Raw genomic sequence first — 26,132 nt, forward strand, 5'->3', positions numbered from 1 at the left:
TCAACGAATGTTTCGATAAGTATGTCGAATGTTCCGGGAACCTATGGCGCGACGGGGGCTTCGTCAAGGGGGCCCGCAGGGATACGATCGCCGCCATGACATCCCCGGAGCCGGTTGAAAGCCGGACGCAAACCCGGACGCAGGGGCGCAGCGCGCAGACCGCGACGCTCGCCGAGATCGCCCGTGAGGCCGGTGTGTCGGCGCCGACTGTTTCGAAGGTCCTCAACGGCCGGGCCGACGTCGCCCCCGGCACCCGGGCCCGCGTCGAGGACCTGCTGCGGGCCCACGGCTACCGGCGCCGCCGCGCGGAGGCGACCCGCTCACCCCTGATCGACCTGGTCTTCCACGAGCTGGAGAGCGCCTGGGCGCTGGAGGTCATCCGGGGCGTGGAGAACGTGGCCCGGGACGCGGGGCTCAGCGTGGTGCTGTCCGAGAGCGCGGGGCGGCTCACCCCCGGGCGGACCTGGGCCGACCAGGTCGCCGCGCGCCGCCCGCACGGCGTGATCCTGGTCCTGTCCGGGCTCGACGAGTCGCAGCGGGCGCTGCTGACCAGCCGTGCCATCCCGTTCGTGGTGATAGACCCGGCCGGCGACCCGGGGGCCGACGTGCCGTCGATCGGCGCGACCAACTGGCAGGGCGGTCTCGCGGCCACCCGGCACCTGGTCGAGCTGGGGCACCGCAGGATCGGCGCGATCAGCGGGCCGACGCAGATGATGTGCAGCCGCGCCCGGGTCGACGGTTACCGGGCCGCGCTGGAGACGGCCGGACTGCCGGTCGACCCCGGGCTGATCGCAGGCGGCGACTTCCACCACGAGGCCGGCTACCGGCTGGGCCTGGAACTGCTGCGCCGCCCGGACCGGCCGACCGCCGTCTTCGCGGGGAACGACCTCCAGGCGCTCGGGCTGTACGAGGCCGCGCGCGAGCTGGGGCTGCGCATCCCCGAGGACCTGAGCGTGGTCGGGTTCGACGATCTGCCGGTGGCGCCCCTGGTCGGGCCGCCGCTGACGACCGTACGGCAGCCGCTGACGGAGATGGCCGAGGCGGCGGCCAAGCTGGTCCTCGACCTCGGCCGCGAGGCGGGCACCCCGGCGGCAACGCGAGTGGAACTGGCGACGAGCCTTGTGGTGCGCAGCAGTACGGCGGCGCCTGCGGACGGCTGACCGCTGTTGCTGTATTGACGGGTGTTCCGGACGCCTCCACACTCACCGAAGCCAATCGGTTGCACCACCGAAACTTTCGGAGGCACCCGCAATGAGATCGCTGAGATCGGGCTTACTCGCATCCCTGCTGGCCGGCGTCGTCACGGCCGGCTCGCTGCTGCTCGCGGCCCCCGCGTCACACGCCGCCGACGCCCCCCTGCGCGACCTGGCCGAGGCCAAGGGCAAGGTCATGGGCACGGCGGTCACCGGCTCGAAACTCACCGGCACCTACGGCGAGATCGCCGGGCGCGAGTTCAACTGGCTCACCCCCGGCAACGCCATGAAGTGGGGCTCCGTCGAGCCGAGCCGGGGCAGCTACGACTGGGCCGAGGCCGACCGGATCGTGAACTTCGCCGAGGCCCACGACCAGCAGGTGCGCGGCCACACCCTGCTCTGGCACCAGCAGAACCCGGGCTGGCTGACGAACGGCAGCTGGACCCGGGCCCAGCTCAGCGCCGTCGTCCAGGACCACATCGCCACCGAGGTCGGCCGCTACAAGGGCCGGCTGGCCGCCTGGGACGTGGTGAACGAACCCTTCAACGAGGACGGCACCTACCGCCGGACCCTCTTCCACGACACCCTCGGCCAGGACTACATCGCACAGGCCCTCACCTGGGCCCGGGCCGCCGACCCGAGCGCCAAGCTGTACATCAACGACTACAACGTCGAGGGCGTCAACGCCAAGAGCACGGCTCTCTACAACCTGGTCAAGTCGCTGAAGGAGCGCGGAGTCCCGATCGACGGGGTCGGGCTCCAGGCCCATCTCATCGTCGGCCAGGTGCCCTCGACGATGCGGCAGAACATCCAGCGCTTCGCCGACCTGGGCGTCGACGTGGCGATCACCGAGCTGGACATCCGGATGGAGCTGCCGACGACGCAGGCGAAACTGACCCAGCAGGCCGCCGACTACAAGGCGGTCATGAACGCCTGCGTGGCGGTCGCGCGCTGTACCGGCGTCACCGTCTGGGGTTTCACCGACTCCGACTCCTGGATCCCGGACACCTTCCCCGGCCAGGGCGCGGCGACGCCGTACGACGAGAACTACCAGCCGAAACCGGCGTACCGCGCCATCGCGGAGGCCCTCGGCGGGACGACGACCCCGCCGCCCACGGGCGCCTGCTCGGCGACGTACGGCGTCACCAGTCAGTGGAGCACGGGCTACACGGGCCAGGTGCGGATCGCCTGCTCCGGGGCCTCGCTGTCGTCGTGGAAGGCGGACTGGACGTTCGCCGCCGGGCAGCGGATCGCGCAGGCCTGGAACGCGAACTGCACGCAGTCGGGGGCGGCCGTGAGTTGCACGAACGCCTCGTACAACGGGTCGGTGCCGGACGGCGGTTCGGTCACGTTCGGCTTCAACGGCTCGTGGAGCGGGAGCAACCCGGTGCCTGCGGTGACCCTGGGATGAGACCGGACCGGCAAGTCTGAGAATTTCCGAAGAAAATCGCCCTGGGGGTCCTGCTCGTAACAATTCGGACTTACGTTCCTGCCCGTGACGGGACGCGACGGGAACGGGGACGCGGGCAGAGCGGTGGGCCGGCGGTCGAGAGCGCTGCGGATCGCCGGCCTCGCCCTGGCGGGTGCGCTGGTGCTGGGCATCGGGGCGGCGGGCTGGGCCTACTGGCACCTCAACAACAACATCACCAGCGTCGACATCAACAACGCGCTGGGCGACAACCGCCCGCGGAAACCGGCGGTCGCACCGTCCCCTTCCGCGCCGGCCCCGCCCAGCGGGGCCCTCAACATCCTGGTCCTGGGCTCCGACTCGCGCAGCGGCGAGGAGAACCGGAGGCTCGGCGGCGGCGACAGCTCCGGTGCCCGCTCCGACACGGCGATGGTCGTCCACCTCGACGCCGGGCGCACCAGCGCGACGGTGGTGAGCATCCCGCGCGACACCCTGGTCACCCGCCCCTCCTGCCCGCGCCCGTCCGGCGGGTCGACGGCCGTCGCCTACGAGTCCATGTTCAACAGCGCCTACGCGGTGGGCGGTCCGGTCTGCGCGGTCAAGACGGCCGAGGCGGTCACCGGCGTCCGCATGGACCACTACATCGAGATCGACTTCTCCGGCTTCGCGAAGCTCGTCGACGCGCTCGGCGGCGTCATCGTCACCACGGAGAAGGACATCGCCGACGACGACAGCCATCTGCATCTCGAGGCGGGCACCCACCACCTGGACGGCACGCAGGCCCTCGCCCTGGCCCGCACCCGGCACGGCATAGGCGACGGCAGCGACCTGGGCCGCATAGGCCTCCAGCAGAAGCTGGTGAAGGCACTGCTGGAACAGATCGCCGCGCAGGACCTGCTCACCGACCCGGCGAAGCTGTACCGGGTCGCGGACGCGATGACCGCCGGCCTCACCACCGACACCGGCCTGGACTCCCTCGGCGAACTGACCCGGCTCGGGCAGAGCCTTGAGGGCCTGTCGGCGAGCACGGTGCGGACGGTGACGATGCCGGTGGTGCGGGCGCCGTCGGATCCCAACCGGGTGGTGGCCGAGGAGCCGGAGGCGAGGGAACTGTGGGAGTCGCTGCGCTGACGGTGTGCCGTGACGGCGTGCCCTACCGGTGTCCGAGCAGACCGTCCACCACGGCCGCCAGCTGTGCGGCCACGTCGTAGTCGCCGGTGATCTCCTCCCACTGCTCCGACAGGGCGGCGAGGCGCGGCAGTCGCCCTCACCTTCGGCGGGCTGCTCCTGCTCGGCGGGCGGCTCGCGGACGTGGCCGGGCGGCGCCGGGTGCTGGTGGCCGGGTTCGTCGTGTTCGGCGTGGCGAGCCTGCTCGGCGGACTCGCCCAGACGCCCGGGCAGTTGATCGCGGCACGTGCCGCGCAGGGCGTCGGGGCCGCCGCGCTCGCGCCCGTCGCGCTCGCCCTCATCACGGTCGACCACCCGCAAGGGGCGCCCCGTTCGCGCGCCTTGGGGCTGTGGGGGGCCGCGGGCGCGGCCGGCGGTGCGGTCGGTGTACTGGCCGGCGGAGTGCTCACCGACTGGACCGGCTGGCGGTCGGTGATGCTGGGCAACGTGCCCGTCGTGGCCGCCGCCCTCGCCGCCGTACGGCCCGCCGTGCCCGCCGACGACCGGCCCGCGGGCGGTCCGCGGCCCCGGCTGGACGCGGTCGGCGCGCTGCTCGCCACCGCCTGATGCCGGCCGGGCAGTTCGCCGCGTTCTACTTCACCTTCCCTCTACATGCAGCAGGTGCTCGGCTACGGGCCGACGGCCGCCGACAGCGCCTTCCTGCCGTTCTGCGTCGGTGTCGTGGCCGGCTCGGTGATCGCCACCCGTACGTTCGGCCGGGTCGGCCCCGGCGCCCTGCTGGTGGCGGGCGGGCTGCTCGGCGCCGCCGGGTTCACGGCGGCGTACTGGGTGTCGGCGGGACTGCTGGCGGTGGCGGCCGTGGCGGCCGGGCTGCTGTCCGGGAGAAGGCCGCTGCCTGCGGAAACGTCAGTCGGGAAAAAATCATCGAAGAAATCCGTGGCGGGTGTCGATCCGGACATCTCCCGATCGACGCAGGGGTGAGAGCGAGGAAAGGCCTCGCTCCGCAGAGCCCCGAGGAGTCACCATGCCGCGTTTTCTCACCCTGATCCGCATCGACGAGAAGAACGCCCCCGCCGAGGGCCCGAGCCCCGAACTCCAGGAGCGGATGGGCAAGCTCCTGGAGGAGATCACCAAGGCCGGGGTCATGCTCGACACGGCCGGGCTCACCCCGACCGCGGACGGCACCCGGGTGCACTGGGAGGACGGGAAGCTGTCCGTCACCGACGGGCCGTTCACCGAGTCCAAGGAGGTCATCGGCGGCTACTCGATCAGCCAGTGCAAGGACAAGGCCGAGGCGATCGAGTGGGCCAAGCGGTTCCTGTCCCTGCACGACGACTACTGGACGATCACCGCGGAGGTCCGGCAGATCGCCGAGGGCTGACCGGTTCGCCTTGGCGGGGAGGCGCCAGGGGTGTCTGATGGTGGGCTGTGACCCCGCAGCCCACCGCCGACCCGGGCGGTACCACCGCCGATCCGAGCGGTACCACCTCTGATCCGAGCGGCACCAACACCGCCATCGAGACAGTCTTCCGCATCGAGTCGCCCCGCATCATCGCCGGCGTCGCCCGGGTCGTCCGGGACGTCGGCATCGCCGAGGAACTCGCCCAGGACGCGCTGGTCGCCGCGCTGGAGCGGTGGCCGCGGGACGGGGTGCCCGACAACCCGGGCGCCTGGCTCATGGCCACCGCCCGCAACCGCGCCGTCGACCTGGTCCGCCGCCGCGAGAACTACGCCCGCAAGCTGGCGGAGATCGGCCGGGACCTGTCGACGGTGTCTGCCCCGGAGGAGCCCGCCGACCCGGACGACATCGACGACGACCTGCTCCGCCTGGTCTTCACCGCCTGCCACCCGGTCCTGTCCACCGAGGCCCGCACCGCCCTCACCCTGCGCATGCTGGGCGGCCTCACCACGGCCGAGATCGCCCGCGCCTTCCTGGTCCCGGAACCGACCATCGCCCAGCGCATCGTCCGCGCCAAACGCACCCTGGCGACGCGGAACATCGCCTTCGAGGTGCCCTACGGCCCCGACCGCGAGGCCCGCCTCGGCTCGGTCCTCGACGTCATCTACCTCGTCTTCAACGAGGGTTACGCCGCCACGGCCGGCGACGACTGGCTCCGCCCGTCCCTGTGCGAGGACGCCCTGCGCCTGGCCCGGGTGCTCTCGGCCCTCATGCCGAAGGAACCCGAGGTGCACGGCCTGACCGCGCTCCTGGAGCTCCAGGCGTCCCGCACGGCGGCCCGCACGGGCCCCTGCGGCGAACCCGTCCTCCTCAAGGACCAGAACCGCGCCCGGTGGAACCGCATGCTCATCGCCCGCGGCATCGCCGCGCTGGGCAGGGCCGAGGCCACCTCCTCCGGCGCTCCGGGCCCGTACCTCCTCCAGGCCGCCATCGCCGCCTGCCACGCGTACGCGTACACGTACGAGGAGACCGACTGGTCCCGCATCGCCACCCTGTACGGCCTGCTGGCCGCCCGCTCCCCGTCCCCGGTCGTGGAACTGAACCGCGCGGTGGCCGTCTCGATGGCCGAGGGCCCGGCCCCCGCCCTGGCCATCGTCGACTCCCTGCTGGCCGACCCCGCCCTGCGGGACTACCACCTGCTGCCCAGCGTGCGCGGCGACCTGCTGTCCCGCCTCGGCCGCACGGAGGAGGCCCGGGCGGAGTTCGAACGGGCGGCGTCGCTGACGCGCAACGAGCGTGAGAGGGAGCTGTTGTCGCGGCGGGCGGCGGAGCAGTCCTGACGGCTCCTGCCTAGGCGGGATGCCCGATGAGCATCGCCGGTGCCCCCGCGATGCGGGTCAGGAACACCGTGGCCGAGTGGGGCCCTTGGGGCTTGACCTTCCTGCGGAGCTCCTCCGGCTCGACCGCCGAGCCCCGCTTCTTCACCGTGAGGTTGCCGACCTGCCGCTCCCGCAGCAGGGCCTTCAGCTTCTTGACGTTGAAGGGGAGATGGTCGGTGATCTCGTAGGCGGTGGCGTACGGGGTCGGGCGCAGCGCGTCGGCCGTGACGTACGCGATGGTCGCGTCGAGCAGTCCGCCACCGACCTCGTCGGCCACCTCGGCGACCAGGTGGGCCCGGATGACGGCGCCGTCGGGCTCGTACAGGTAACGGCCGGGCGGGCGGACTGCCGGGTCGGGCAGGCCGCGGGAGAGCAGCGTGCGGGGGCCCGGCAGCAGGGTGGCCCGTACCGCGCCGGGCTCGGTGCCGAACCACAGCACCGCTTCCTTCACGTCGCCGCCGTCGGAGATCCACTCGGCCTCGGCGTCCTCCGGGACCGCCTCGTGCGGGATGCCGGGGGCGATCTTCAGCGCGGCGACGCGAGGGGCTCGGCGGGCGGCGGAGACCGCCCACGACAGGGGCGGCGAGTACGCCTCGGGGTCGAAGATCCGGCCCCGGCCGCCGCGCCTGGCCGGGTCGACGAACACGGCGTCGTACCCGGCCGTGTCCACCTCCGTGACATCCGCCTCCCGCACCTCGATCAGGCCGGCCAGCCCCAGCGCCTCGGCGTTCGCCCGCGCCGCCGCGGCCGTCGCCGGGTCCCGGTCGACGGCCAGGACCCGGATCCCGGCCCGGGCCAGCGCGATCGCGTCACCGCCGATGCCGCAGCACAGGTCGGCGACCGAGGTCACGCCCGACTCCGCGAGCCGCCGCGCCCGGTAGGCCGCCACACTCGCCCGGGTCGACTGCTCCACCCCGTTCGGCGTGAAGAACATCCGCCCCGCGTCCTCGGCCCCGAACTTCACCACCGCCCGCTGCCGCAGCCGCGCCTGGCCCAGCGCCGCCGACACCAGTTCGGCGGGGTGCTCGCGACGCAGCCGGGTCGCGACGGCCAGCTCCCGCGCCGGATCGGTGTCCCGCACCTCGTCGAGGAGGGCGTGGCCTTCGGGCGTGAGGAGGAGGGCGAGGTCGTTCACCGGATCATTGTCGGCCACGGGGCGGGGTGGGCGGTGGCGTGGTCTGGGCTGGGCCGCGGGCCGGTCGGGGTGTGGGGCGCGGGTCGGTCCGCGCCCGGGACCCGGATCGGTCTGGGCCCGGGACCCGGGTCGGTTTGGGGCCGAGCGGCGGGCGACGGGCTCCTGACTCCGCGCACGTCCGCCGCTCCGGCGGCTCCGGGCGCGCCGCCGGCTCCGGCATCCTGCGGCGCCGCCGGAACAGGGCGGCCGGCCCGGTGGTCCGTCGTGCGGAGGCCGGCCCGGGGCTGGGCGGCGGGCCGTGGTCCGTCTGTGTGCGCGCCGGAAGTGCGGCCCCGGTCCGGGTGGGCCGACGGTGGTCCGTCCGCGTGCCCGAGGAGTCGGACCATGTGTGGGCCAGTCGGTGGATGGTGCGCCGCCGGTCGCGGTGTCGAGGCCGATCCGGGAACGCCGGCTGCGAGGATCCCGCGTCATGCGAGCAGTCGTACAAAATGACAAAAGCCGGGCATCTGGCGGTGTGCGGATCGGCATCGCGGTGCTCGCCCTCGCAGCCATCGCCTCGGGCTGCGCGCAGGGCGACGGCGGCCGGATCACCCCGGCCGGCGGCCAGCAGCCCCTCGACGCGCCCCCGGCCCGCGCGCTCGACTCCTACGCCTCCAGGCTGCGCGCCGCGCACGCCGCCCGGATCGTCGCGACGCAGCGCTGGGGACTGAGAAGGGTCCCGCTGACCGCCCCGCCGGCCCCCGCGAAGAAGCCGAGGATCAGGACCCGCGAGGGCTTCGAGGTGGACGGCCACCGCAGCCTGAACCTGCCGCCCGTCTTCACCACGATCCCCACCCGGGACAAGGTCGTCTTCCTCACCATCGACGACGGCGCCGAGAAGGACCCGGCGTTCCTGCGGATGATGAGCGAGCTGGAGGTCCCCTACAGCGCCTTCCTCAGCGGCTACCTGATCAAGGACGACTACCGCTACTTCGAGAAGATGCAGGACACGGGTGTGGTCCTGAACAACCACACCCTCCGCCACCGCCATATGCCGGGCCTGTCCTACCGGGCGCAGAAGCGGGAGATCTGCGGCATGCAGCGCCTCATCGAGAGGCGCTACGGCAAGCTCCCGACCCTCTTCCGCCCGCCCTTCGGCAGTTACAACAGGGCGACCCTGCGCGCCGCCAAGGCCTGCGGCATCGAGTACGTCCCCCTCTGGAACGAGGAGGTCTTCGCCGACCGCTGGGAGTACCGCGAGTGGGACCGGAAACTGCACCCGGGCGACATCGTCCTCACCCACTTCCGCGGCCGCGGCCAGTGGCCGGGCACGATGCCCGACATGATCCGCCGCTTCCTGGACGAGGTCACGGCCGAGGGATACGCGGTGGGGCGGCTGGAGGACTACCTGTGAGGCGGCGGTCGCCGGCCGCCGTGGTGTGCGCGGCGGTGATCCTGCTGGCCGGCTGCGCCGGGGCCGCGCGGGAGCGGACGGGGACGGACGGCCGGGGCCAGTCGCCGGCGCACGCCTCGAGCGACGTCCGCGGGCCGGCCCGAGGCGGTCTCCCGCCCGTCGTGGACCACGTCCGCACCCGCGACCGGGTGGTCTTCCTGACCTACGACGACGGCGCCGAGCGCGACCCCCGCTTCGTCGGCCTCGTCCGCGAACGGCGGCTTCCGGTCAGCATGTTCCTCACGGACAGCGTCGTAGGGCCCGGCTACGGCCACTTCGCCCGCCTGCGCGCGGTCGGCGCGTCCATCCAGAACCACACCCTCGACCACCCCGCCCTGCGCGGTCTGCCCTATGCCGGCCAGCGCGCCGAGATCTGCGGCCAGCAGCACAAACTCCGCTCCCGCTTCGGCATCCGCCCCCGCCTCTTCCGCCCGCCCTACGGCACGTACGACACGACGACCCTGCGCGCGGCCGCCGACTGCGGCATCACGTCGGTCGTCCTCTGGCGGGCGTCCCTGGGCACCGACGGCGAACTGACGTACACCCGAGGCAGGCCCGGCCTGCGCCCCGGCGACATCATTTCGGTGCCGTCGGGCGAGCCGGCGTCCCTGACCCTGACGGAACGGACGGTGCGGCTGCTGCGGGAGATCGAGGGCAAGGGGCTGCGGGTGGGGCGGCTGGAGGACCACCTCTGACGTCCCGGTCGGCGGTTTCGTTCGGCCAGGAGGCCGACGCCGGACACCTGCACAAACGTACGGCGACCTCGGGACCTGGCCGACGCGCCGCCGGTAATTGGCACTCCGCTTGACCGAGTGCTAATCGCAGTCATAGTCTCGGCCTTGGCACTCCCCCCTGGAGAGTGCCAACACAGCGACGGGCAGGTCCGGCACCCGCGACGACGGATCCACCTGGTCGCCACCTCAGACAGTTAACCCCGTGAGATCTCCGAAGGGGGAGGTCGGATCGTGACGACCACCAGCTCCAAGGTTGCCATCAAGCCGCTCGAGGACCGCATCGTGGTCCAGCCGCTCGACGCCGAGCAGACCACCGCCTCTGGCCTGGTCATCCCGGACACCGCCAAGGAGAAGCCCCAGGAGGGCGTCGTCCTGGCCGTGGGCCCGGGCCGCTTCGAGGACGGCAACCGTCTTCCGCTCGACGTCTCCGTCGGCGATGTCGTGCTCTACAGCAAGTACGGCGGCACCGAGGTGAAGTACAACGGCGAGGAGTACCTCGTCCTCTCGGCCCGCGACGTGCTCGCGATCGTCGAGAAGTAATTCACCCCAAGCACATTGCTTTGAGCTGCGCCCCTGGCCCCCCGCGATCGATAAGAAGCCGGGCGCCCGGGGCGCAGTGCCGTTAACCCAGATTCCGGAAGAGGGCTCACGCTCCCATGGCGAAGATCCTGAAGTTCGACGAGGACGCCCGTCGCGCCCTCGAGCGCGGCGTCAACAAGCTTGCCGACACGGTCAAGGTGACGATCGGCCCCAAGGGCCGCAACGTCGTCATCGACAAGAAGTTCGGCGCCCCCACCATCACCAACGACGGTGTCACGATCGCCCGCGAGGTCGAGATCGAGGACCCGTACGAGAACCTCGGTGCCCAGCTGGTCAAGGAGGTGGCGACCAAGACCAACGACATCGCGGGTGACGGTACGACCACCGCGACCGTGCTCGCCCAGGCGCTCGTGCGCGAGGGCCTGAAGAACGTCGCCGCCGGTGCCTCCCCGGCCGCCCTGAAGAAGGGCATCGACGCCGCCGTCGCCGCGATCTCCGAGGACCTGCTGTCCTCCGCGCGCCCGATCGACGAGAAGTCCGACATCGCCGCCGTCGCCGGGCTGTCCGCCCAGGACAGCCAGGTCGGCGAGCTCATCGCCGAGGCGATGGACAAGGTCGGCAAGGACGGTGTCATCACCGTCGAGGAGTCCAACACCTTCGGTCTGGAGCTGGACTTCACCGAGGGCATGGCCTTCGACAAGGGCTACCTGTCGCCGTACTTCGTGACGGACCAGGAGCGCATGGAGGCCGTCCTGGACGACCCGTACATCCTCATCACGCAGGGCAAGATCTCCTCCATCGCGGACCTGCTGCCGCTGCTGGAGAAGGTCATCCAGTCCAACTCCTCCAAGCCGCTGCTGATCATCGCCGAGGACGTCGAGGGCGAGGCCCTTTCGACCCTGGTCGTGAACAAGATCCGCGGCACCTTCAACGCCGTCGCCGTCAAGGCCCCGGGCTTCGGCGACCGTCGCAAGGCGATGCTGCAGGACATGGCGGTCCTCACCGGCGCCACGGTCGTCTCCGAGGAGGTCGGCCTCAAGCTCGACCAGGTCGGCCTGGAGGTGCTGGGCTCCGCCCGCCGCGTCACGGTCACCAAGGACGACACGACCGTCGTGGACGGCGCCGGCAAGTCCGAGGACGTCCAGGGCCGCGTCGCCCAGATCAAGGCCGAGATCGAGAGCACCGACTCCGACTGGGACCGCGAGAAGCTCCAGGAGCGCCTCGCGAAGCTGGCCGGCGGCGTGTGCGTCATCCGCGTGGGTGCCGCCACCGAGGTCGAGCTCAAGGAGCGCAAGCACCGTCTGGAGGACGCCATCTCCGCGACCCGCGCCGCGGTCGAGGAGGGCATTGTCTCCGGTGGTGGCTCCGCCCTGGTGCACGCCGCCAAGGTACTCGAGGGCAGCCTCGGCAAGACCGGCGACGAGGCCACCGGCGTCGCGGTCGTCCGCCGCGCGGTCGTCGAGCCGCTGCGCTGGATCGCCGAGAACGCCGGCCTGGAGGGCTACGTCATCACCTCCAAGGTCGCCGAGCTCGACAAGGGCCAGGGCTTCAACGCCGCCACCGGCGAGTACGGCGACCTGATCAAGGCCGGCGTCATCGACCCGGTGAAGGTCACCCGCTCCGCCCTGGAGAACGCCGCCTCCATCGCCTCCCTCCTGCTCACGACCGAGACCCTGGTCGTCGAGAAGAAGGAAGAGGAGGAGCCGGCCGCCGCGGGCCACGGCCACAGCCACGCCCACTGAGGCACCGACCTCGCAGCAGAAGCCCCCGTCCCGCCTCGTGCGGAACGGGGGCTTCTCTCGTGTGGCCTGCTCCCGTGTTGCCCGCGCGGATCACAACTCCAGCGGATCCAGCGCCCCGAGCTGCTGCATCAGCCCCAGCCGGTCGTACTGCCACCAGCCCTCGGAGATCTTCCCGTCCGGCGTGCACCGGTGGACGGTCGTCCCGGTCATGGTGACGTCCTTGCCGGTCGGCGGGATCCCGAGGAAGTCGCCCTTGTGCCTGCCGTGGAAGGTCCACCGGGTGCACACCCGGTCGCCCTGCGCGATCTGGTCCTCGATCGTGAACGAGAAGTCGAACCCGCCCCGCCAGACCTCCACCTCGCGCCGCACCGCGTCGAGCCCGATGACGTCCTGCACATTGGCGGGATCGTGGTCGTGGTAGTCCTCGATGAACACGTCGTTGAACGCGGGCGCCGCACCCTGCCCGGGCGCCAGCTCGAAGAACCTGCGCGCGGTGGCCGAGTTCAGCTGCTCGTCCCGCACCACGTCCAGGTCCGTGAACGTCGGCGTCTCGTCGCAGAGCGCCACCATCTCCTGGAAGATCCGGTCGGTCTCCGGAAGCCCGGAGTTCCGCATCGCCTCCTCGTACGACGGGAACTCCACGATCTCGACGATGTGCGATGCGTCGGCCCGGTCCTTCGCCACCACACTGTGCGTAGCGGTCCGCTTTCCCTTGGTCTGTTCGACCCATCTGTCCATCAGCCGGTTCATCTCGTCGAGCCGACTGGTCCTGCATTCGATGAGCTGTACGAACGTCATGCTCTCGCCTCCGGCCCCCCTGGGTTCGGCTGAACAGCTCCATTGTCCCAACGAGAGTTGCTCGTCGCCTCCCGGCCGAGCTCCGGTATGAAGGGCAGCCGAGGACCGGCGGGGAACGCCGAGCCGGACCTACTGCGGACCGTACTTCCGCCCCGTCCTGGACGAAACCGCCCCCAGCACCCCCCGCGGCACCAGCTTCGCCGCCCCCATCAGCGCCTTGTAGCGCGGGTCCGGAATGGACAGGGTCTTGCCGCGCGCCAGGTCGTGCAGTGCCGCCGCGACCAGCTTGTCCGCGTCGAGCCACATCCAGCCCGGGATGTTGTCCGTGCCCATGCCGGCCCGCTCGTGGAACTCGGTGCGCACGAAACCGGGGCACAGCGCCATCAGCCGTACGCCGCTGCCGGCCAGGTCACGCGCGGCGCCCTGGGAGAACTGCACGACCCAGGCCTTGGACGCGCCGTAGGTGCCCCGCGGGACGAACGCGGCCACCGACGCGACGTTCACGACACCGCCGCGGCCGCGCTCCCGCATGGCCTCCGTCGCCGCCGACGTCAGCCGCAGCACCGCCTCGCAGTGCACCTTCAGCATCCGCAGCTCGTCTGCCATGGGGACGTCGAGATAGCGGCCCTTGTTGCCGAAGCCGGCGTTGTTGACCAGCAGGTCGACGGGGTTCTTGCGGTCGCCCAGCCGGTCGGCCACCGACTCGATGCCCTTGTCCTCGGCGAGGTCGGCCGTCAGCACCTCCGCCTCGATGCCGTGCCGGTCGTGCAGCTCGGTCGCCTGCTCCCTCAGCCGCTTGGTGTCGCGGGCCACCAGCACGAGGTTGTGCCCGTCCGCCGCCAGTCGCCGCGCGAACGCGGCCCCGATGCCTGCCGTCGATCCCGTAATCAGAGCCGTTGTCATGGCAGAAGGTTAGTGACCTGGAGCATGTGCATCCGCTTCCGTGCGGGGACCTCACCGGTGAAGGGCCGGTGGAGACCGCACGGTGAGCCCGCCGTCAGGCCCCGTGCTTTTGCGCGTACTCCCGCGCCAGCCTCAGCGACTCGGGGTGCAGCGCCTCGCCCGCCGCCAGCAGCCGCGGCAGCAGCGTCCGCTCGATGGTCACCGCCCGGAACTGGAGGGCCACGGTCACGTCGTGCTCCGGCCGGTGCACGATCTCGACAGGGTCGCCCGCCCGGATCTCACCGGGCTCGATCACCCGCAGATACGCCCCGGGCGCGCCCCGCTGAGTGAACCGCTTCACCCAGTGCTCCTCGCCCAGATGGCCCTGGAACGTGCGGCACGGGATCCGCCCGCAGGTGACCTCCAGCACCACCGTGTGCCCCACGCGCCAGCGCTCGCCGATCCGCGCCCCGGAGACGTCGAGGCCCTCGGTCGTGAGGTTCTCGCCGAACGCCCCGTGCGCGAGCGGCCGGCCCAGCTCGCGCTCCCACGCGTCCAAGTCCTCGCGCGCCATCGCGTAGACCGCCTGGTCGTCGCCGCCGTGGTGCTCCAGCTTGCACACCGCGTCCCCGGCCAGCCCGCTCCCACCGACGCCCTTGGGCCCGGGCGCCGACACCCGCACGGGCCCGTCCACCGGCTGCTTGTCGATTCCGGTCACACCCTCCGGATTGTCCGTGTACGGCACAGCCTTGGCGCGACCCAGATTCACAGACAGAAGCTTCATGCCCGCACGGTAGGGGACCCGGCCCCAAAGCGTCGACGCATTATTCGGAGCGACTTCAAAGGGTCGCTTATCCTCGAAGGGTGATCGAAGCTCGTCATCTCCGCGTACTGCGCGCCGTCGCGGCCACCGGCTCCTTCTCCGCGGCGGGGCGCGAACTGGGCTGCACCCAGCCCGCCGTAAGTCAGCAGATGAAGGCCCTGGAAGCCTCCGTGGGCACCCCTTTGCTGATCCGCACGGGACGCGAGATGCGCCTGACCCAGGCCGGCGAGGCGCTGGTGCGGCACGCCGCCGGGATCCTCGCCGGGCTCACGGCCGCGGAGGAGGAGGTCGCCGCCATCGCCGGGCTGCGGGCCGGGAGGGTCCGGCTCGTCTCCTTCCCCAGCGGCAGCTCCACCCTCGTGCCGACGGCCCTCGCCGCGCTGCGCGACGCACACCCCGGCACCCGGGTCTTCCTGGAGGAGGCCGAACCGCCCGCGTCCGTCGGCATGCTGCGCGAGGGCGACTGCGACGTGGCGCTCGCCTTCCGCTACGAGGGGGCGGCGGGCGCCGAGGAGTGGGAGGACCTCGTCGTACGGCCGCTGCTGACGGACCGGCTCGTCGCACTCGTGCCGGAGCGGCACCGGCTCGCGGGCGCGCAGTCCGTCGCGATCGGCGAGCTCGCGCGGGAGCCGTGGATCGCGGGCTGCCCGCGCTGCCGCGGCCAGCTGGTCGAGGTGTGCGCGGCGGCCGGCTTCACCCCGCGCATCGACTTCGCGACCGACGACTACCCGGCGGTCGCCGGCCTGGTGGGCGCCGGTCTCGGCGTGGCTGTGCTGCCCCAGCTGGCCGTCGAGTCCGTACGGCCGCGGGGGGTACGGGCCGTGACGCTGGAACCGGCGGTGCGCCGGGAGATCGTCGCGCTCACCCTGCCCGACCTCGCACAGGTCCCGGCGGTGGCGGCGACGCTCGACCAACTGGCACGGGCGGGCCACCGCTAGCCACAGCACAACGGCGTCAAAAACCAACGGCACGCGTGCGCGTGCCTGTCCCGCAGAAACGTTCCTTCAATTGTTCGAGGCGGCGTGCCCGCCGGATGTCGACGCCGACACCAGCCGGTTGCGCGCCCGCCCCATCAGCTCTTCGCGCTCGTCCTCGGTCAGCCCGCCCCACACGCCGTACGGCTCACGCACAGCCAGCGCGTGGGCGGCGCACTCTGCACGCACAGGGCATCTCATGCAGACCTCTTTGGCCGAGTTCTCGCGAGCGCTCCGGGCCGCACCGCGCTCGCCCTCCGGATGGAAGAAGAGCGAGCTGTCCACCCCGCGACAGGCAGCCAGCAACTGCCAGTCCCACAGGTCCGCGTTCGGTCCGGGAAGGCGGGAGAAATCTGCCATTGCGTGACCCCTTGTAGCCGTTCTGGGCGGATCTGGTGTCCACGACCGTACAACTACGATCTAAGGAGATGAAAATATGACTCATTGCGAATCTAGCTCCAGACACTGGCAAAGCGGAAGAAAAGGGTCTGAATGGGGCATAGGTTGTGATGAAAGTTCGAGGGTCTGTTGCGCATGTCTGCATCGTGTCCGGTCCCTCACGTAGAGTGCCGAAGATGTCAGCCGCCCCCGTAACTCTTTCGAGTGACCGTCGTTGAGAGTGCGAGGCGGTTGAAGGAACAAGCGCTCGGGCAGGCGTCCGAGGCGGTCGACCGCACAGGTGACGATTTCGTACCAGCCTGGAGGCTCAAGGTGACGCGCATCAGCTGCGGAGGGCGGCCATGACTTCCGTCCTCGTCTGCGACGACTCCCCGCTTGCCCGAGAGGCGCTCCGTCGCGCGGTCGCAACCGTGCCCGGCGTAGAGCGCGTGACGACGGCGGCCAACGGCGAGGAAGTCCTCCGCCGCTGGGGGGCCGACCGCTCGGACCTGATTCTGATGGACGTACGCATGCCCGGCCTGGGCGGCGTCGAGACGGTCCGGCGGCTGCTGTCCGCCGACCCCGGTGCGCGCATCATCATGCTCACCGTCGCCGAGGACCTGGACGGTGTTGCCCTCGCGGTCGCCGCCGGTGCCCGCGGCTATCTGCACAAGGACGCCTCCCGCGCGGAGCTCCGCGCGACGGTGACGCAGGCCCTGGCCGACCCGACCTGGCGGCTTGCCCCGCGCCGGCTGCGCTCGGCCGAGATGGGCGCCGCGCCGACGCTCACGGCGCGTGAGATCCAGGTCCTCGAAGGCATGAGCCACGGCCGCTCGAACGCGGAGATCGGCCGCGAGCTGTTCCTGTCCGAGGACACCGTCAAGACGCACGCCCGGCGCCTGTTCAAGAAGCTCGGCGCCTCGGACCGGGCCCACGCCGTGGCGCTCGGCTTCCGGTGGGGTCTCGTGCGCTAGGGGGTGTCCGCAAAGTCCCGCCTGCCCCGCGACGCCCGGCACGCTCCCCCAAGCTCTTCGAGCAGGGGGGACCCCCACTCGCCGCACCGGTCGAACACCCGCGTACAAGCAGTACGCGGGCGTCCGCCCGGCACGGCGAGAGCACGCACCGAACGCCGCAGGGCCCGCCCTCCGGGCGGACGACGGGACTTTACGGACACCCCCTAGGGGGTGTCCTTCGGATCGGGCCGGCTTCCACGCGCGGCGTCCGGCGCCGGCCGCAGAGCGGGGGCGTGCGGACGCCCCCGCGTAAGCCGCACGAGCGCGTGCGCAGGCCGGCGGCCGATGACAACGCCGGTGGGGGTCCCGTCCTGCCCGGGCGAGGTCGAGAGCCCGGAAGGGCGCGTCCGAGGACCCACGTCCCCGGGATGATCCGAACGACACCCCCCAGGGGCGATCGCGGGTGTGGCGGTGGTCGCAATGTGGGCACGGAAAGCCAGGTCGGCGGGGGCGGACCGGGGGTCCGCCGGGTGCCCGCTGCTCGTTTCGCCGCGGATGCCGCATCCTTGAGGGTGTGGAGTTCCTCGGGGACGAGTCGGTCGAGCGGAAGGGGAGGGCGCAGGGGATGAGTTCCGGCGCACCTGCTCATAACGCTTCGGTGCACAACAACGGGCGCGGTGCCACGGACCCGGCGGCCGCAAGGCACCATGGACCGATGCGCGACGACGAGGCGGTCAATGCCCAAGGGGCGATCGGCGCGCTCGTCCACCGCGCCGTCGACGGGGACGAGCAGGCCACGCACGACCTGCTCGCCCATGTCCACCCTCTGGCCTTGCGCTACTGCCGTACGCGTCTGTCCCGCCTCCCGGGCGACGCCCGGCACTTCGTGGAGGACCTCGCCCAGGAGGTCTGCGTGGCGGTGCTTCTCGCGCTGCCCCGCTACCGGGACACCGGGCGTCCCTTCGAGGCGTTCGTCTTCGCCATTGCCGCGCACAAGGTCGCCGACCTCCAGCGCGCGGCGATGCGGCACCCGGGCTCGACGGCCGTCCCCTCGGACGAGATGCCCGAGCGGCCCGACGACTCCCTGGGCCCGGAGGAGCGTGCCCTGCTGAGCAGCGACGCGGAATGGGCCAAGAAACTCCTGGCCAACCTGCCCGAGAACCAGCGGGAGCTGCTGCTGCTGCGGATCGCGGTGGGGTTGACGGCGGAGGAGACGGGTCAGATGTTGGGAATGTCACCCGGCGCGGTCCGTGTGGCCCAGCACCGGGCACTGAGCAGGCTGAGGGCGCTCGCCGAGCAGTAGTGCCTTCGTTGAACACGGGATGCGCCGGTTCCGTACGAAGATACGAAGCCCCCGGTCAGGCGGAACACTGGAATTCGGGCTCCCTGCTTCCCGTTAGCATGGACATCCGCACCGATCAAGGCCATTTGGGGAAGGTGTCATGACTGCCAACGTCGACGGCGTGCCCGACAAATTCGCGACACTCGGGCTGACCTACGACGACGTGCTGCTGCTGCCGGGTGCATCCGAGGTGCTCCCCGGCGCGGTCGACACCTCGTCCCGCATCTCTCGCAACGTCAGGGTGAACATCCCGCTGCTCTCCGCGGCGATGGACAAGGTCACCGAGTCCCGCATGGCGATCGCCATGGCCCGCCAGGGCGGCGTCGGCGTACTGCACCGCAACCTCTCCGTCGAGGACCAGGTCAACCAGGTCGACCTGGTCAAGCGCTCCGAGTCGGGCATGGTCACCGACCCCATCACGGTGCACCCGGACGCGACGCTGGCCGAGGCCGACGCCCTGTGCGCCAAGTTCCGCATCAGCGGTGTCCCGGTCACCGACCCGGCCGGCAAGCTGCTCGGCATCGTCACCAACCGCGACATGGCCTTCGAGACCGACCGCTCCCGGCAGGTGCGCGAGGTCATGACCCCGATGCCGCTGGTCACCGGCAAGGTCGGCATCTCCGGCGCCGACGCCATGGAGCTGCTGCGCCGCCACAAGATCGAGAAGCTTCCCCTGGTCGACGAGGCGGGCGTCCTCAAGGGCCTCATCACGGTCAAGGACTTCGTCAAGGCCGAGCAGTACCCCAACGCCGCGAAGGACGCCGAGGGCCGCCTGATCGTCGGTGCCGCCGTGGGCGCCAGCCCCGAGGCGCTCGAGCGGGCCCAGGCGCTGGCCGAGGCCGGGGTGGACTTCCTGGTCGTCGACACCTCGCACGGCCACAACAGCAACGCCCTGAGCTGGATGTCGAAGATCAAGTCGAGCGTCGGTGTCGACGTGATCGGCGGCAACGTCGCCACCCGTGACGGTGCCCAGGCACTGATCGACGCCGGCGTCGACGGCATCAAGGTGGGCGTGGGCCCCGGCTCGATCTGCACCACGCGGGTGGTCGCCGGCATCGGCGTCCCCCAGGTCACCGCCATCTACGAGGCGTCCCTCGCGGCCCGTCCGGCGGGCGTGCCGCTGATCGGCGACGGCGGTCTGCAGTACTCCGGCGACATCGGCAAGGCGCTGGCCGCCGGCGCCGACACGGTGATGCTGGGCAGCCTCCTCGCCGGCTGTGAGGAGTCGCCCGGCGAGCTGCAGTTCATCAACGGCAAGCAGTTCAAGTCCTACCGCGGGATGGGCTCGCTCGGCGCGATGCAGTCCCGGGGCCAGGGCCGGTCGTACTCGAAGGACCGCTACTTCCAGGCCGAGGTGGCCACCGACGACAAGCTCGTGCCCGAGGGCATCGAGGGCCAGGTGCCCTACCGCGGCCCGCTGGCCAACGTGCTGCACCAGCTCGTCGGCGGTCTGCGCCAGACCATGGGCTACGTGGGTGCCGCCACCATCGAGGAGATGGAGACCAAGGGCCGCTTCGTCCGGATCACCTCGGCGGGCCTCAAGGAGAGCCACCCGCACGACATCCAGATGACGGTCGAGGCGCCGAACTACAGCCGCAAGTAGCGGACAGGCCTGACGCGGGCGGCTCCGGAAGCATCCGGGGCCGCCCTTGCCGTACCCGTCGGCGATACTGGAAGACGCTGAAACGCAACAGGGAAAGGCCACAGACGTGACTGAGATCGAGATCGGGCGCGGCAAGCGCGGCCGCCGGGCGTACGCCTTCGACGACATCGCCGTCGTCCCCAGCCGCCGTACGCGGGACCCGAAGGAGGTCTCGATCGCCTGGCAGATCGATGCCTACCGCTTCGAGCTGCCGTTCCTGGCCGCCCCCATGGACTCGGTCGTCTCCCCGGCCACCGCCATCCGCATCGGCGAGCTCGGCGGCCTGGGCGTGCTGAACCTCGAAGGTCTGTGGACGCGGTACGAGGACCCGCAGCCGCTGCTCGACGAGATCGCCGAGCTGCCCGCCGAGGCGGCGACCCGGCGTCTCCAGGAGATCTACGCCGCGCCCATCAAGGAGGAGCTGATCGGCGCGCGCATCAAGGAGGTGCGCGACTCCGGCGTGGTCACGGCCGCCGCGCTCTCCCCGCAGCGCACGGCCCAGTTCTCCAAGGCCGTCGTCGACGCGGGCGTGGACATCTTCGTCATCCGCGGTACGACGGTCTCCGCCGAGCACGTCTCCGGTTCGCACGAGCCGCTGAACCTGAAGCAGTTCATCTACGAGCTGGACGTCCCGGTGATCGTCGGCGGCTGCGCCACGTACACCGCGGCCCTGCACCTGATGCGCACAGGCGCGGCGGGCGTACTGGTCGGCTTCGGCGGCGGGGCCGCGCACACCACGCGCAACGTGCTGGGCATCCAGGTCCCGATGGCGAGCGCGGTCGCCGACGTGGCCGCGGCCCGCCGGGACTACATGGACGAGTCCGGCGGCCGGTACGTGCACGTGATCGCGGACGGCGGTGTCGGCTGGTCCGGCGACCTGCCCAAGGCGATCGCCTGCGGGGCCGACGCGGTCATGATGGGGTCCCCGCTCGCACGCGCCACCGACGGCCCGGGCAAGGGCAACCACTGGGGCATGGAGGCCGTCAACGAGGAGCTCCCGCGCGGCCAGAAGGTCGACCTCGGCACGGTCGGCACCATCGAGGAGATCCTCACGGGCCCGTCCCACACCCCCGACGGCTCGATGAACCTCTTCGGCGCGCTGCGGCGGGCGATGGCCACGACCGGGTACAGCGAGCTGAAGGAGTTCCAGCGGGTCGAGGTGACGGTGGCGGACTCGCAGCACCGGCGGTAGTCGGTAGCCCCCAGGGCGAGGAAGGGCCTGGTCACTCGGGTGAGTGACCGGGCCCTTTCGCGTCTCCAACTGGCCCTGGCGGGGCGCGTGTTGGCGTATGGGGGGCGCGTGGTTGCCTTCGGGCGGATGGCTCGGTGGAGGGCGGTTTCGAGGCGCTAGTGTCCGTGATCGGCGCCCCAGGTTCTTCTGGGTGCCCCCTTCCAAGGACACGGTTCCGGACCCCGGCCCCTCGGGGCCCGGCCCGATTCCGACGTGCTGCCTACCGGGCCAATGGGTGGCGTCGTGGAAGGGGGCGCCCATGGGACGCCACCGCAAGCCCACCCGCTGGGACCGACTCCGTCTTCGGATGGTGCAGTGCCGGAGGAGGTGGATCTTGCGACTTTTCGGATGGTGAGCGGCCGCCCCCAAGAGAGCTAGGGGCGGACACTCCGTGATCCATCCAGGAGCCTGCCGCAGCGGCCACTGCGGTGGGCTCCGCCTTGCTTCGGACGGTGAGCGGCCGCCCCCAAGAAGACTAGGGGCGGACACTCCGTGATCCATCCAGGAGCCTGCCGCAGTACCCTCTGCGGTGGGCTCCACCGTCTCCCAAGGTACTGGCGGCGAGGTGTCCCGCGCCACCAGCCCAGGGGGCTCAGCGCCCCCACGCGCCCCTCTTCACAACCGATGCGCCGCCCCCGTGGGCGCCGCCCCCCGCGTGTCCAGCAGCAGCTGTGCCTTCACCGACAGGCCTTGCAGGTCGTACGTGCGGTGCTGCTGGAGGAGGATGGTCAGGTCCGCGTCGGCGACCGCCTCGTAGAGGGAGTCCACGCGGGGGATCGGGCGGTCGAGGACGCTCCAGGCGGGCACGTGCGGGTCGTGGTAGCTGACCGAGGCGCCCAGTTCCATCAGGCGCAGGGCGATCTCCTGGGCTGGGGTGCCGTGCAGGTCGGCGAGGTCGGGCTTGTAGGTGACGCCCAGGAGCAGCACGCGTGCGCCGCGGGCCGACTTGCCGTGCTCGTTGAGGAGCGTGGCGGCGCGCTGGACGACGTAGCCGGGCATGCGGCTGTTGACCTGCTGGGCCAGTTCCACCATGCGCAGGGTGCGGCCGCCGTGGGCGGTCAGGTCCTGCGGGACGGCGTGGCCGCCGACGCCGGGGCCGGGGCGGAAGGCCTGGAAGCCGAACGGCTTGGTCTCCGCGCAGCGGACGACGTCCCACAGGTCGACGCCCAGGTCGTGGCAGAGGACGGCCATCTCGTTGACGAGGGCGATGTTGACGTGCCGGTAGTTGGTTTCCAGGAGCTGTACGGTCTCCGCCTCGCGGGGTCCACGCGCGCGTACCACCTTGTCGGTGAGCCGTCCGTAGAAGGCGGCGGCCGACTCCGTGCAGGCCGGGGTGAGGCCGCCGATGACCTTGGGGGTGTTGGCCGGGGTGAAGTCGCGGTTGCCGGGGTCGACGCGGCTGGGGGAGTAGGCGAGGTGGAAGTCGCGGCCCGCGCGCAGACCCGATCCCTCTTCGAGGAGGGGACGCAGGAATTCCTCTGTCGTCCCGGGGTACACAGGTGACTCCAGGATCACAGTGGTGTGCGGGCGCAGGTGCGCGGCCAGGGTGCGGGCGGCCGCCTCCACCTGGCTCAGGTCGAGCCCGCCGTCCGCGCCCCGCGGGATCGGTACGCAGATGACCGCGGTGCGCACCCGGCCGAGTTCGGTGGCGTTAGTGGTCGGCCGGAAGCCCCCCGAGAGCATCCGGCGCTGTTCAGCTGGGCTGAGGAGGCCGGCCTCGGGGCCGGTCCGGTAGCCGATGGTGGCGACGCCGGCGGCGACGGCGGCCTGGGCCAGGGGCAGGCCGTACGGGCCGAGTCCGATGACGGCGAGATCTGCGGGCATGGCGTGGCCGTCCTTCCCGATAGCCGAAGTGGGACAGGTGCGCAAGCCCTGTGGACAGGACGGGCGAGCGCAATGTCAGACTAGGAGTAAATATGACCGATATGCGGGATTGCTCGCCCGAGTTTCGGTGAGTGTTCCGTGGGCGTTGTCCACAGGCTGACGGCCCGTGGTGGCTGAAGTCGGGCAACACGGTCAGAATTTGGGCATGGGGGATACGGACGGGGTCTCACCCGAAGGGTGCGGCCGGCGCGACCGATGAGCGGGAGGCAGCGGTGAGGACAGCGACACTCGGGCCGGCGCAACGCGCCGAGTCACTCGCATCTATGGCCGAGCGCGAGCTGGACGTGCTGGTGGTGGGCGCAGGCGTGGTCGGTGCGGGCACCGCCCTCGACGCCGCGACCAGGGGCCTGTCCACGGGCCTGGTGGAGGCGCGTGACTGGGCGTCGGGCACCTCCAGCCGGTCCAGCAAGCTGATCCACGGCGGCCTGCGCTATCTGGAGATGCTCGACTTCACGCTCGTACGGGAGGCCCTGAAGGAACGCGGCCTGCTGCTGGAGCGGCTCGCGCCGCACCTCGTGAAACCCGTGCCGTTTCTGTACCCCTTGCAGCACAAGGGCTGGGAGCGCCTGTACGCCGGGTCGGGCGTCGCGATGTACGACGCCATGTCCATGGCCCGAGGTCATGGCCGGGGCCTGCCCATGCACCGTCACCTGACCCGCTCTCACGCCCTGCGCGTGGCGCCCTGCTTGAAGAAGGACGCGCTGGTCGGGGCGCTTCAGTACTACGACGCCCAGATGGACGACGCCCGGTACGTGGCGACCCTGGTGCGCACGGCGGTGGCGTACGGCGCGAAGGCCGCCAACCGCGCCCGTGTGACGGGCTTCCTGCGTGAGGGCGAGCGGGTCGTCGGCGCGAAGGTGCAGGATGTCGAGGCGGGCGGCGAGTACGAGATCCGGGCCAAGCAGGTCGTCAACGCGACCGGCGTGTGGACGGACGACACCCAGGCGATGGTCGGGGAGCGCGGCCAGTTCCACGTACGGGCGTCCAAGGGCATCCACCTGGTCGTACCGCGCGACCGGATCCACTCCACGACGGGGCTGATCCTGCGCACGGAGAAGTCCGTGCTGTTCGTCATCCCCTGGGGCCGGCACTGGATCGTCGGGACCACGGACACCGACTGGGACCTCGACAAGGCCCACCCGGCCGCGTCCAGCGCGGACATCGACTACCTGCTGGACCATGTGAACTCGGTGCTCGCGGTGCCGCTCACGAGGGACGACGTCCAGGGCGTGTACGCGGGCCTGCGGCCGCTCCTCGCGGGCGAGTCGGCCGCCACCAGCAAGCTGTCGCGCGAGCACACCGTCGCGCATCCCGTGCCCGGGCTCGTCGTCGTGGCGGGCGGCAAGTACACCACCTACCGGGTCATGGCCAAGGACGCGGTGGACGCGGCGGTGCACGGGCTCGACATGCGCGTCGCCGAGTGCGTCACCGAGGACGTGCCGCTGCTGGGCGCGGAGGGCTACCGGGCGCTGTGGAACGCGCGGGCGCGGATCGCGGCGCGGACCGGACTGCATGTGGTGCGGGTGGAGCACCTGCTGAACCGGTACGGGACGATGGCCGAGGAACTCCTCGCGCTCATCGCCGAGGACCCGTCGCTGGGTGAGCCCCTGCCGGCGGCCGACGACTATCTGCGCGCCGAGATCGTGTACGCGGCCTCGCACGAGGGGGCGCGGCATCTGGACGACGTGCTGACCCGGCGTACGCGCATCTCCATCGAGACCTTCGACCGGGGCACACGAAGCGCTCGCGACGCCGCCGAGCTGATGGCGCCGGTCCTCGGCTGGGACAAGGACCAGATCGAGCGCGAGGTCCAGCACTACGAGAAGCGGGTGGAGGCGGAGCGGGAGTCGCAGCGCCAGCCGGACGACCTGACGGCGGACGCGGCGCGGCTGGGGGCGCCGGACATCGTGCCGCTGTAGGCGGCTGCTCCCGCGGACGGAGCGAGGCTGCCGACATCACTCGAACGAGTGTCGTGAGCGGGGATCCCTGTTCGGAGCCCGTCCGTTCTACGGGGTGCGGGGGCAGAACTCGGCCGTGAGCACCGCGGGTTCGAGACCGGGATCTGCGATCGCGTCCGTGTTCACGCGGAAGGTGAGGACACGCCGGCCGTCGACGGTGGCCGCGCTGCGCACGTAGCTGCCGGATATGTGTCCGTTGTGCCCCCACACCGTGGTGCCGCACGGAAGTTTCTCTGGGAACAGCCCCATGCCGTACGCGCCGTGTGCGGCACGGGTGTCGAGCATCTCGCGCAGCCAGCGCGAGGGCAGCAGCCGCCCGCCGAGCAGGGCCGAGTAGAAGCGGTCCAGATCGGCGAGCGTGGTCACCAACTCGCCCGCGGCGCCGGCCACCCGCGGGTCGAGGTCGGTGACGTCGGTTCCGTCGGCGGCGTAGGCGCGGCCGTGCGGAGAGGGCAGCGAGGATCGGGATCCGGGGAAGGAGGTGCCCGTCAGATCCAGGGGAGTGATGATGCGGTGCTCGGCCTCGGTGGCGTACGAGTGGCCGGTGACCTGCTGGACGACCAGGCCGAGCAGGACGTAGTTGGTGTTCGAGTAGGAGAAGCGGCCGCGTTCGGCCGGGGGGTGAGTGAGTGCGATGCGTACGGCCTGACGGGGTGTGACGGGTGCGGTTCCGCCGGTGGCCGCGGTGTAGTCGTACAGGCCGCTCGTGTGGGTGAGCAGGGCACGCAGGGTCAGCGCGCGGCCGTCGTTGCCCGCTCCCCGCACCAGGCCCGGCAGGTGCTGCTCCACGGTGTCGGACAGCGACAGCCGGTGCTCGGCGGCCAGTTGCAGCACGACCGTCGCGATGAACGTCTTCGTGACGCTGCCGGCGCGGAAGTGGTCCGACCGGGCGATTCCATGCCCGGCATGGGCGTAGCGGATGGTCGTTCCCTCCTGCGCCAGCAAGGCCGCGGCGGGTGCTCTGCCCTGGGTCACCAGCAGCGGGAGCACCGCGTTCGTGGGCGGAACGGACAGAGCCGACGAGTCGGAAGGAGGCAGGCCGAGGAGGGCGACGGACACAGGCAGGGCCAGCAAGGCCCGAAAGGGCGGCACGCGGGCTCCTCCCTCGTCGGGGCGTCGGGGCGTCGGGGGCCCATCATGCAAGGCGGCGCCCGGTGTGCCGCACCCGGGTTCCGGG

22 protein-coding genes and 1 pseudogene are annotated in these 26,132 nt (G+C 71.5%); 16 read left to right on the plus strand and 7 right to left on the minus strand.

Translation table 11 applies throughout. The features are described 5' to 3' along the window. The first annotated feature begins 95 nt into the window (after positions 1-95). From ACIBNA_RS00615 to ACIBNA_RS00640, 6 genes and pseudogenes are all read left to right on the plus strand, one after another. Positions 96-1,160 carry a LacI family DNA-binding transcriptional regulator gene (locus ACIBNA_RS00615; RefSeq protein WP_399163100.1) on the plus strand — a complete coding sequence of 355 codons (1,065 nt, stop codon included), beginning with the start codon at positions 96-98 and terminating at the stop codon, positions 1,158-1,160. A gap of 91 nt (positions 1,161-1,251) precedes the next feature. Beyond that, entirely contained in the window at positions 1,252-2,604 is a 1,353-nt protein-coding gene (locus ACIBNA_RS00620) for an endo-1,4-beta-xylanase (protein ID WP_399163101.1), read from the plus strand. A gap of 84 nt (positions 2,605-2,688) precedes the next feature. Beyond that, a complete protein-coding gene (locus tag ACIBNA_RS00625) occupies positions 2,689-3,732 on the plus strand; it encodes an LCP family protein (RefSeq protein WP_399163102.1) in 1,044 nt (347 codons plus the stop codon). Positions 3,733-3,858: 126 nt separating this feature from the next. Then, positions 3,859-4,710, plus strand: a pseudogene (locus tag ACIBNA_RS00630) (MFS transporter); the annotation flags it as partial. Positions 4,711-4,753: 43 nt separating this feature from the next. Then, positions 4,754-5,110, plus strand: coding sequence for a YciI family protein (locus ACIBNA_RS00635; RefSeq protein WP_399163103.1), 357 nt, complete (start codon positions 4,754-4,756; stop codon positions 5,108-5,110). A gap of 47 nt (positions 5,111-5,157) precedes the next feature. Beyond that, positions 5,158-6,468 (plus strand): RNA polymerase sigma factor, encoded by a 1,311-nt coding sequence (locus tag ACIBNA_RS00640; RefSeq protein ID WP_399163104.1) that lies wholly within the window; start codon positions 5,158-5,160, stop codon positions 6,466-6,468. A 10-nt stretch (positions 6,469-6,478) separates the two neighbouring features. On the opposite strand, the gene ACIBNA_RS00645 is transcribed toward ACIBNA_RS00640, so the two are convergent. Beyond that, positions 6,479-7,642 (minus strand): methyltransferase domain-containing protein, encoded by a 1,164-nt coding sequence (locus tag ACIBNA_RS00645; protein WP_399163105.1) that lies wholly within the window; start codon positions 7,640-7,642, stop codon positions 6,479-6,481. Positions 7,643-8,111: 469 nt separating this feature from the next. Between ACIBNA_RS00645 and ACIBNA_RS00650 the strand changes: the two genes are divergently transcribed. The 4 genes from ACIBNA_RS00650 (at position 8,112) to groL (ending at position 12,090) form a co-directional block, all read left to right on the plus strand. Then, entirely contained in the window at positions 8,112-9,035 is a 924-nt protein-coding gene (locus ACIBNA_RS00650) for a polysaccharide deacetylase family protein (protein WP_399163106.1), read from the plus strand. Next, complete coding sequence (locus tag ACIBNA_RS00655; RefSeq protein ID WP_399163107.1) at positions 9,032-9,769, plus strand: polysaccharide deacetylase family protein; 738 nt, start codon at positions 9,032-9,034, stop codon at positions 9,767-9,769. The genes ACIBNA_RS00650 and ACIBNA_RS00655 overlap by 4 nt, the downstream gene beginning before the upstream one ends. A gap of 270 nt (positions 9,770-10,039) precedes the next feature. After that, positions 10,040-10,348, plus strand: a complete 309-nt coding sequence (gene groES / locus ACIBNA_RS00660; protein WP_003974211.1) for a co-chaperone GroES — start codon at positions 10,040-10,042, stop codon at positions 10,346-10,348. A gap of 116 nt (positions 10,349-10,464) precedes the next feature. Continuing rightward, a complete protein-coding gene (groL, locus tag ACIBNA_RS00665) occupies positions 10,465-12,090 on the plus strand; it encodes a chaperonin GroEL (RefSeq protein ID WP_399163108.1) in 1,626 nt (541 codons plus the stop codon). Positions 12,091-12,180: 90 nt separating this feature from the next. Here the strand turns inward: groL and ACIBNA_RS00670 are convergent, their stop codons facing one another. From ACIBNA_RS00670 to ACIBNA_RS00680, 3 genes are all read right to left on the minus strand, one after another. Next, on the minus strand, positions 12,181-12,888 hold the full coding sequence (locus ACIBNA_RS00670; protein ID WP_399163109.1) for an ester cyclase: 708 nt from the start codon (positions 12,886-12,888) through the stop codon (positions 12,181-12,183). Positions 12,889-13,017: 129 nt separating this feature from the next. Continuing rightward, positions 13,018-13,791, minus strand: a complete 774-nt coding sequence (locus tag ACIBNA_RS00675) for an SDR family oxidoreductase (protein ID WP_274818571.1) — start codon at positions 13,789-13,791, stop codon at positions 13,018-13,020. A 94-nt stretch (positions 13,792-13,885) separates the two neighbouring features. Continuing rightward, positions 13,886-14,554: an MOSC domain-containing protein gene (locus ACIBNA_RS00680; RefSeq protein WP_399163110.1), complete on the minus strand. Its 669-nt coding sequence runs from the start codon at positions 14,552-14,554 to the stop codon at positions 13,886-13,888. Between the two features lie 80 nt (positions 14,555-14,634). On the opposite strand from ACIBNA_RS00680, the gene ACIBNA_RS00685 reads away from it, so the two are divergent. Next, the gene (locus ACIBNA_RS00685; protein WP_399163111.1) at positions 14,635-15,531 is read left to right on the plus strand and encodes a LysR family transcriptional regulator; all 897 of its coding nucleotides are present in this window, start codon (positions 14,635-14,637) and stop codon (positions 15,529-15,531) included. Positions 15,532-15,597: 66 nt separating this feature from the next. Here ACIBNA_RS00685 and ACIBNA_RS00690 read toward each other — a convergent pair whose 3' ends face one another. After that, on the minus strand, positions 15,598-15,927 hold the full coding sequence (locus ACIBNA_RS00690) for a WhiB family transcriptional regulator (protein WP_031119978.1): 330 nt from the start codon (positions 15,925-15,927) through the stop codon (positions 15,598-15,600). A 380-nt stretch (positions 15,928-16,307) separates the two neighbouring features. Between ACIBNA_RS00690 and ACIBNA_RS00695 the strand changes: the two genes are divergently transcribed. From ACIBNA_RS00695 to ACIBNA_RS00710, 4 genes are all read left to right on the plus strand, one after another. Then, positions 16,308-16,919 (plus strand): response regulator transcription factor, encoded by a 612-nt coding sequence (locus ACIBNA_RS00695; protein WP_003948568.1) that lies wholly within the window; start codon positions 16,308-16,310, stop codon positions 16,917-16,919. A 694-nt stretch (positions 16,920-17,613) separates the two neighbouring features. Next, entirely contained in the window at positions 17,614-18,201 is a 588-nt protein-coding gene (locus ACIBNA_RS00700; protein ID WP_010036508.1) for a sigma-70 family RNA polymerase sigma factor, read from the plus strand. Positions 18,202-18,340: 139 nt separating this feature from the next. Then, on the plus strand, positions 18,341-19,843 hold the full coding sequence (gene guaB, locus ACIBNA_RS00705) for an IMP dehydrogenase (RefSeq protein WP_399163112.1): 1,503 nt from the start codon (positions 18,341-18,343) through the stop codon (positions 19,841-19,843). 106 nt (positions 19,844-19,949) lie between these two features. Continuing rightward, positions 19,950-21,074, plus strand: coding sequence for a GuaB3 family IMP dehydrogenase-related protein (locus ACIBNA_RS00710; RefSeq protein WP_399163113.1), 1,125 nt, complete (start codon positions 19,950-19,952; stop codon positions 21,072-21,074). Positions 21,075-21,728: 654 nt separating this feature from the next. Here ACIBNA_RS00710 and ACIBNA_RS00715 read toward each other — a convergent pair. Further along, the gene (locus tag ACIBNA_RS00715; RefSeq protein ID WP_399163114.1) at positions 21,729-22,937 is read right to left on the minus strand and encodes a nucleotide sugar dehydrogenase; all 1,209 of its coding nucleotides are present in this window, start codon (positions 22,935-22,937) and stop codon (positions 21,729-21,731) included. A 272-nt stretch (positions 22,938-23,209) separates the two neighbouring features. On the opposite strand from ACIBNA_RS00715, the gene ACIBNA_RS00720 reads away from it, so the two are divergent. After that, a complete protein-coding gene (locus ACIBNA_RS00720; protein ID WP_399163115.1) occupies positions 23,210-24,916 on the plus strand; it encodes a glycerol-3-phosphate dehydrogenase/oxidase in 1,707 nt (568 codons plus the stop codon). An 87-nt stretch (positions 24,917-25,003) separates the two neighbouring features. Here ACIBNA_RS00720 and ACIBNA_RS00725 read toward each other — a convergent pair whose 3' ends face one another. Further along, on the minus strand, positions 25,004-26,047 hold the full coding sequence (locus ACIBNA_RS00725; protein WP_399163116.1) for a serine hydrolase domain-containing protein: 1,044 nt from the start codon (positions 26,045-26,047) through the stop codon (positions 25,004-25,006). Positions 26,048-26,132: the final 85 nt, after the last annotated feature.

The sequence above is a fragment of the Streptomyces sp. NPDC050164 genome (assembly GCF_044459945.1).
In the GTDB taxonomy this organism is placed as follows: Bacteria; Actinomycetota; Actinomycetes; order Streptomycetales; family Streptomycetaceae; genus Streptomyces; species Streptomyces coeruleorubidus_A.

What these genes read in the sequence shown, in the direction of transcription:
- ACIBNA_RS00690 (WP_031119978.1), bottom strand. Translation starts at nt 15,927, where the DNA reads ATGGCAGATTTCTCCCGCCTTCCCGGACCGAACGCGGACCTGTGGGAC.
- ACIBNA_RS00650 (WP_399163106.1), top strand. Translation starts at nt 8,112, where the DNA reads ATGCGAGCAGTCGTACAAAATGACAAAAGCCGGGCATCTGGCGGTGTG.
- guaB (WP_399163112.1), top strand. Translation starts at nt 18,341, where the DNA reads ATGACTGCCAACGTCGACGGCGTGCCCGACAAATTCGCGACACTCGGG.
- ACIBNA_RS00615 (WP_399163100.1), top strand. Translation starts at nt 96, where the DNA reads ATGACATCCCCGGAGCCGGTTGAAAGCCGGACGCAAACCCGGACGCAG.
- ACIBNA_RS00700 (WP_010036508.1), top strand. Translation starts at nt 17,614, where the DNA reads ATGCGCGACGACGAGGCGGTCAATGCCCAAGGGGCGATCGGCGCGCTC.
- ACIBNA_RS00695 (WP_003948568.1), top strand. Translation starts at nt 16,308, where the DNA reads ATGACTTCCGTCCTCGTCTGCGACGACTCCCCGCTTGCCCGAGAGGCG.
- ACIBNA_RS00680 (WP_399163110.1), bottom strand. Translation starts at nt 14,554, where the DNA reads ATGAAGCTTCTGTCTGTGAATCTGGGTCGCGCCAAGGCTGTGCCGTAC.
- ACIBNA_RS00715 (WP_399163114.1), bottom strand. Translation starts at nt 22,937, where the DNA reads ATGCCCGCAGATCTCGCCGTCATCGGACTCGGCCCGTACGGCCTGCCC.
- ACIBNA_RS00675 (WP_274818571.1), bottom strand. Translation starts at nt 13,791, where the DNA reads ATGACAACGGCTCTGATTACGGGATCGACGGCAGGCATCGGGGCCGCG.
- ACIBNA_RS00635 (WP_399163103.1), top strand. Translation starts at nt 4,754, where the DNA reads ATGCCGCGTTTTCTCACCCTGATCCGCATCGACGAGAAGAACGCCCCC.
- ACIBNA_RS00620 (WP_399163101.1), top strand. Translation starts at nt 1,252, where the DNA reads ATGAGATCGCTGAGATCGGGCTTACTCGCATCCCTGCTGGCCGGCGTC.
- ACIBNA_RS00670 (WP_399163109.1), bottom strand. Translation starts at nt 12,888, where the DNA reads ATGACGTTCGTACAGCTCATCGAATGCAGGACCAGTCGGCTCGACGAG.
- groL (WP_399163108.1), top strand. Translation starts at nt 10,465, where the DNA reads ATGGCGAAGATCCTGAAGTTCGACGAGGACGCCCGTCGCGCCCTCGAG.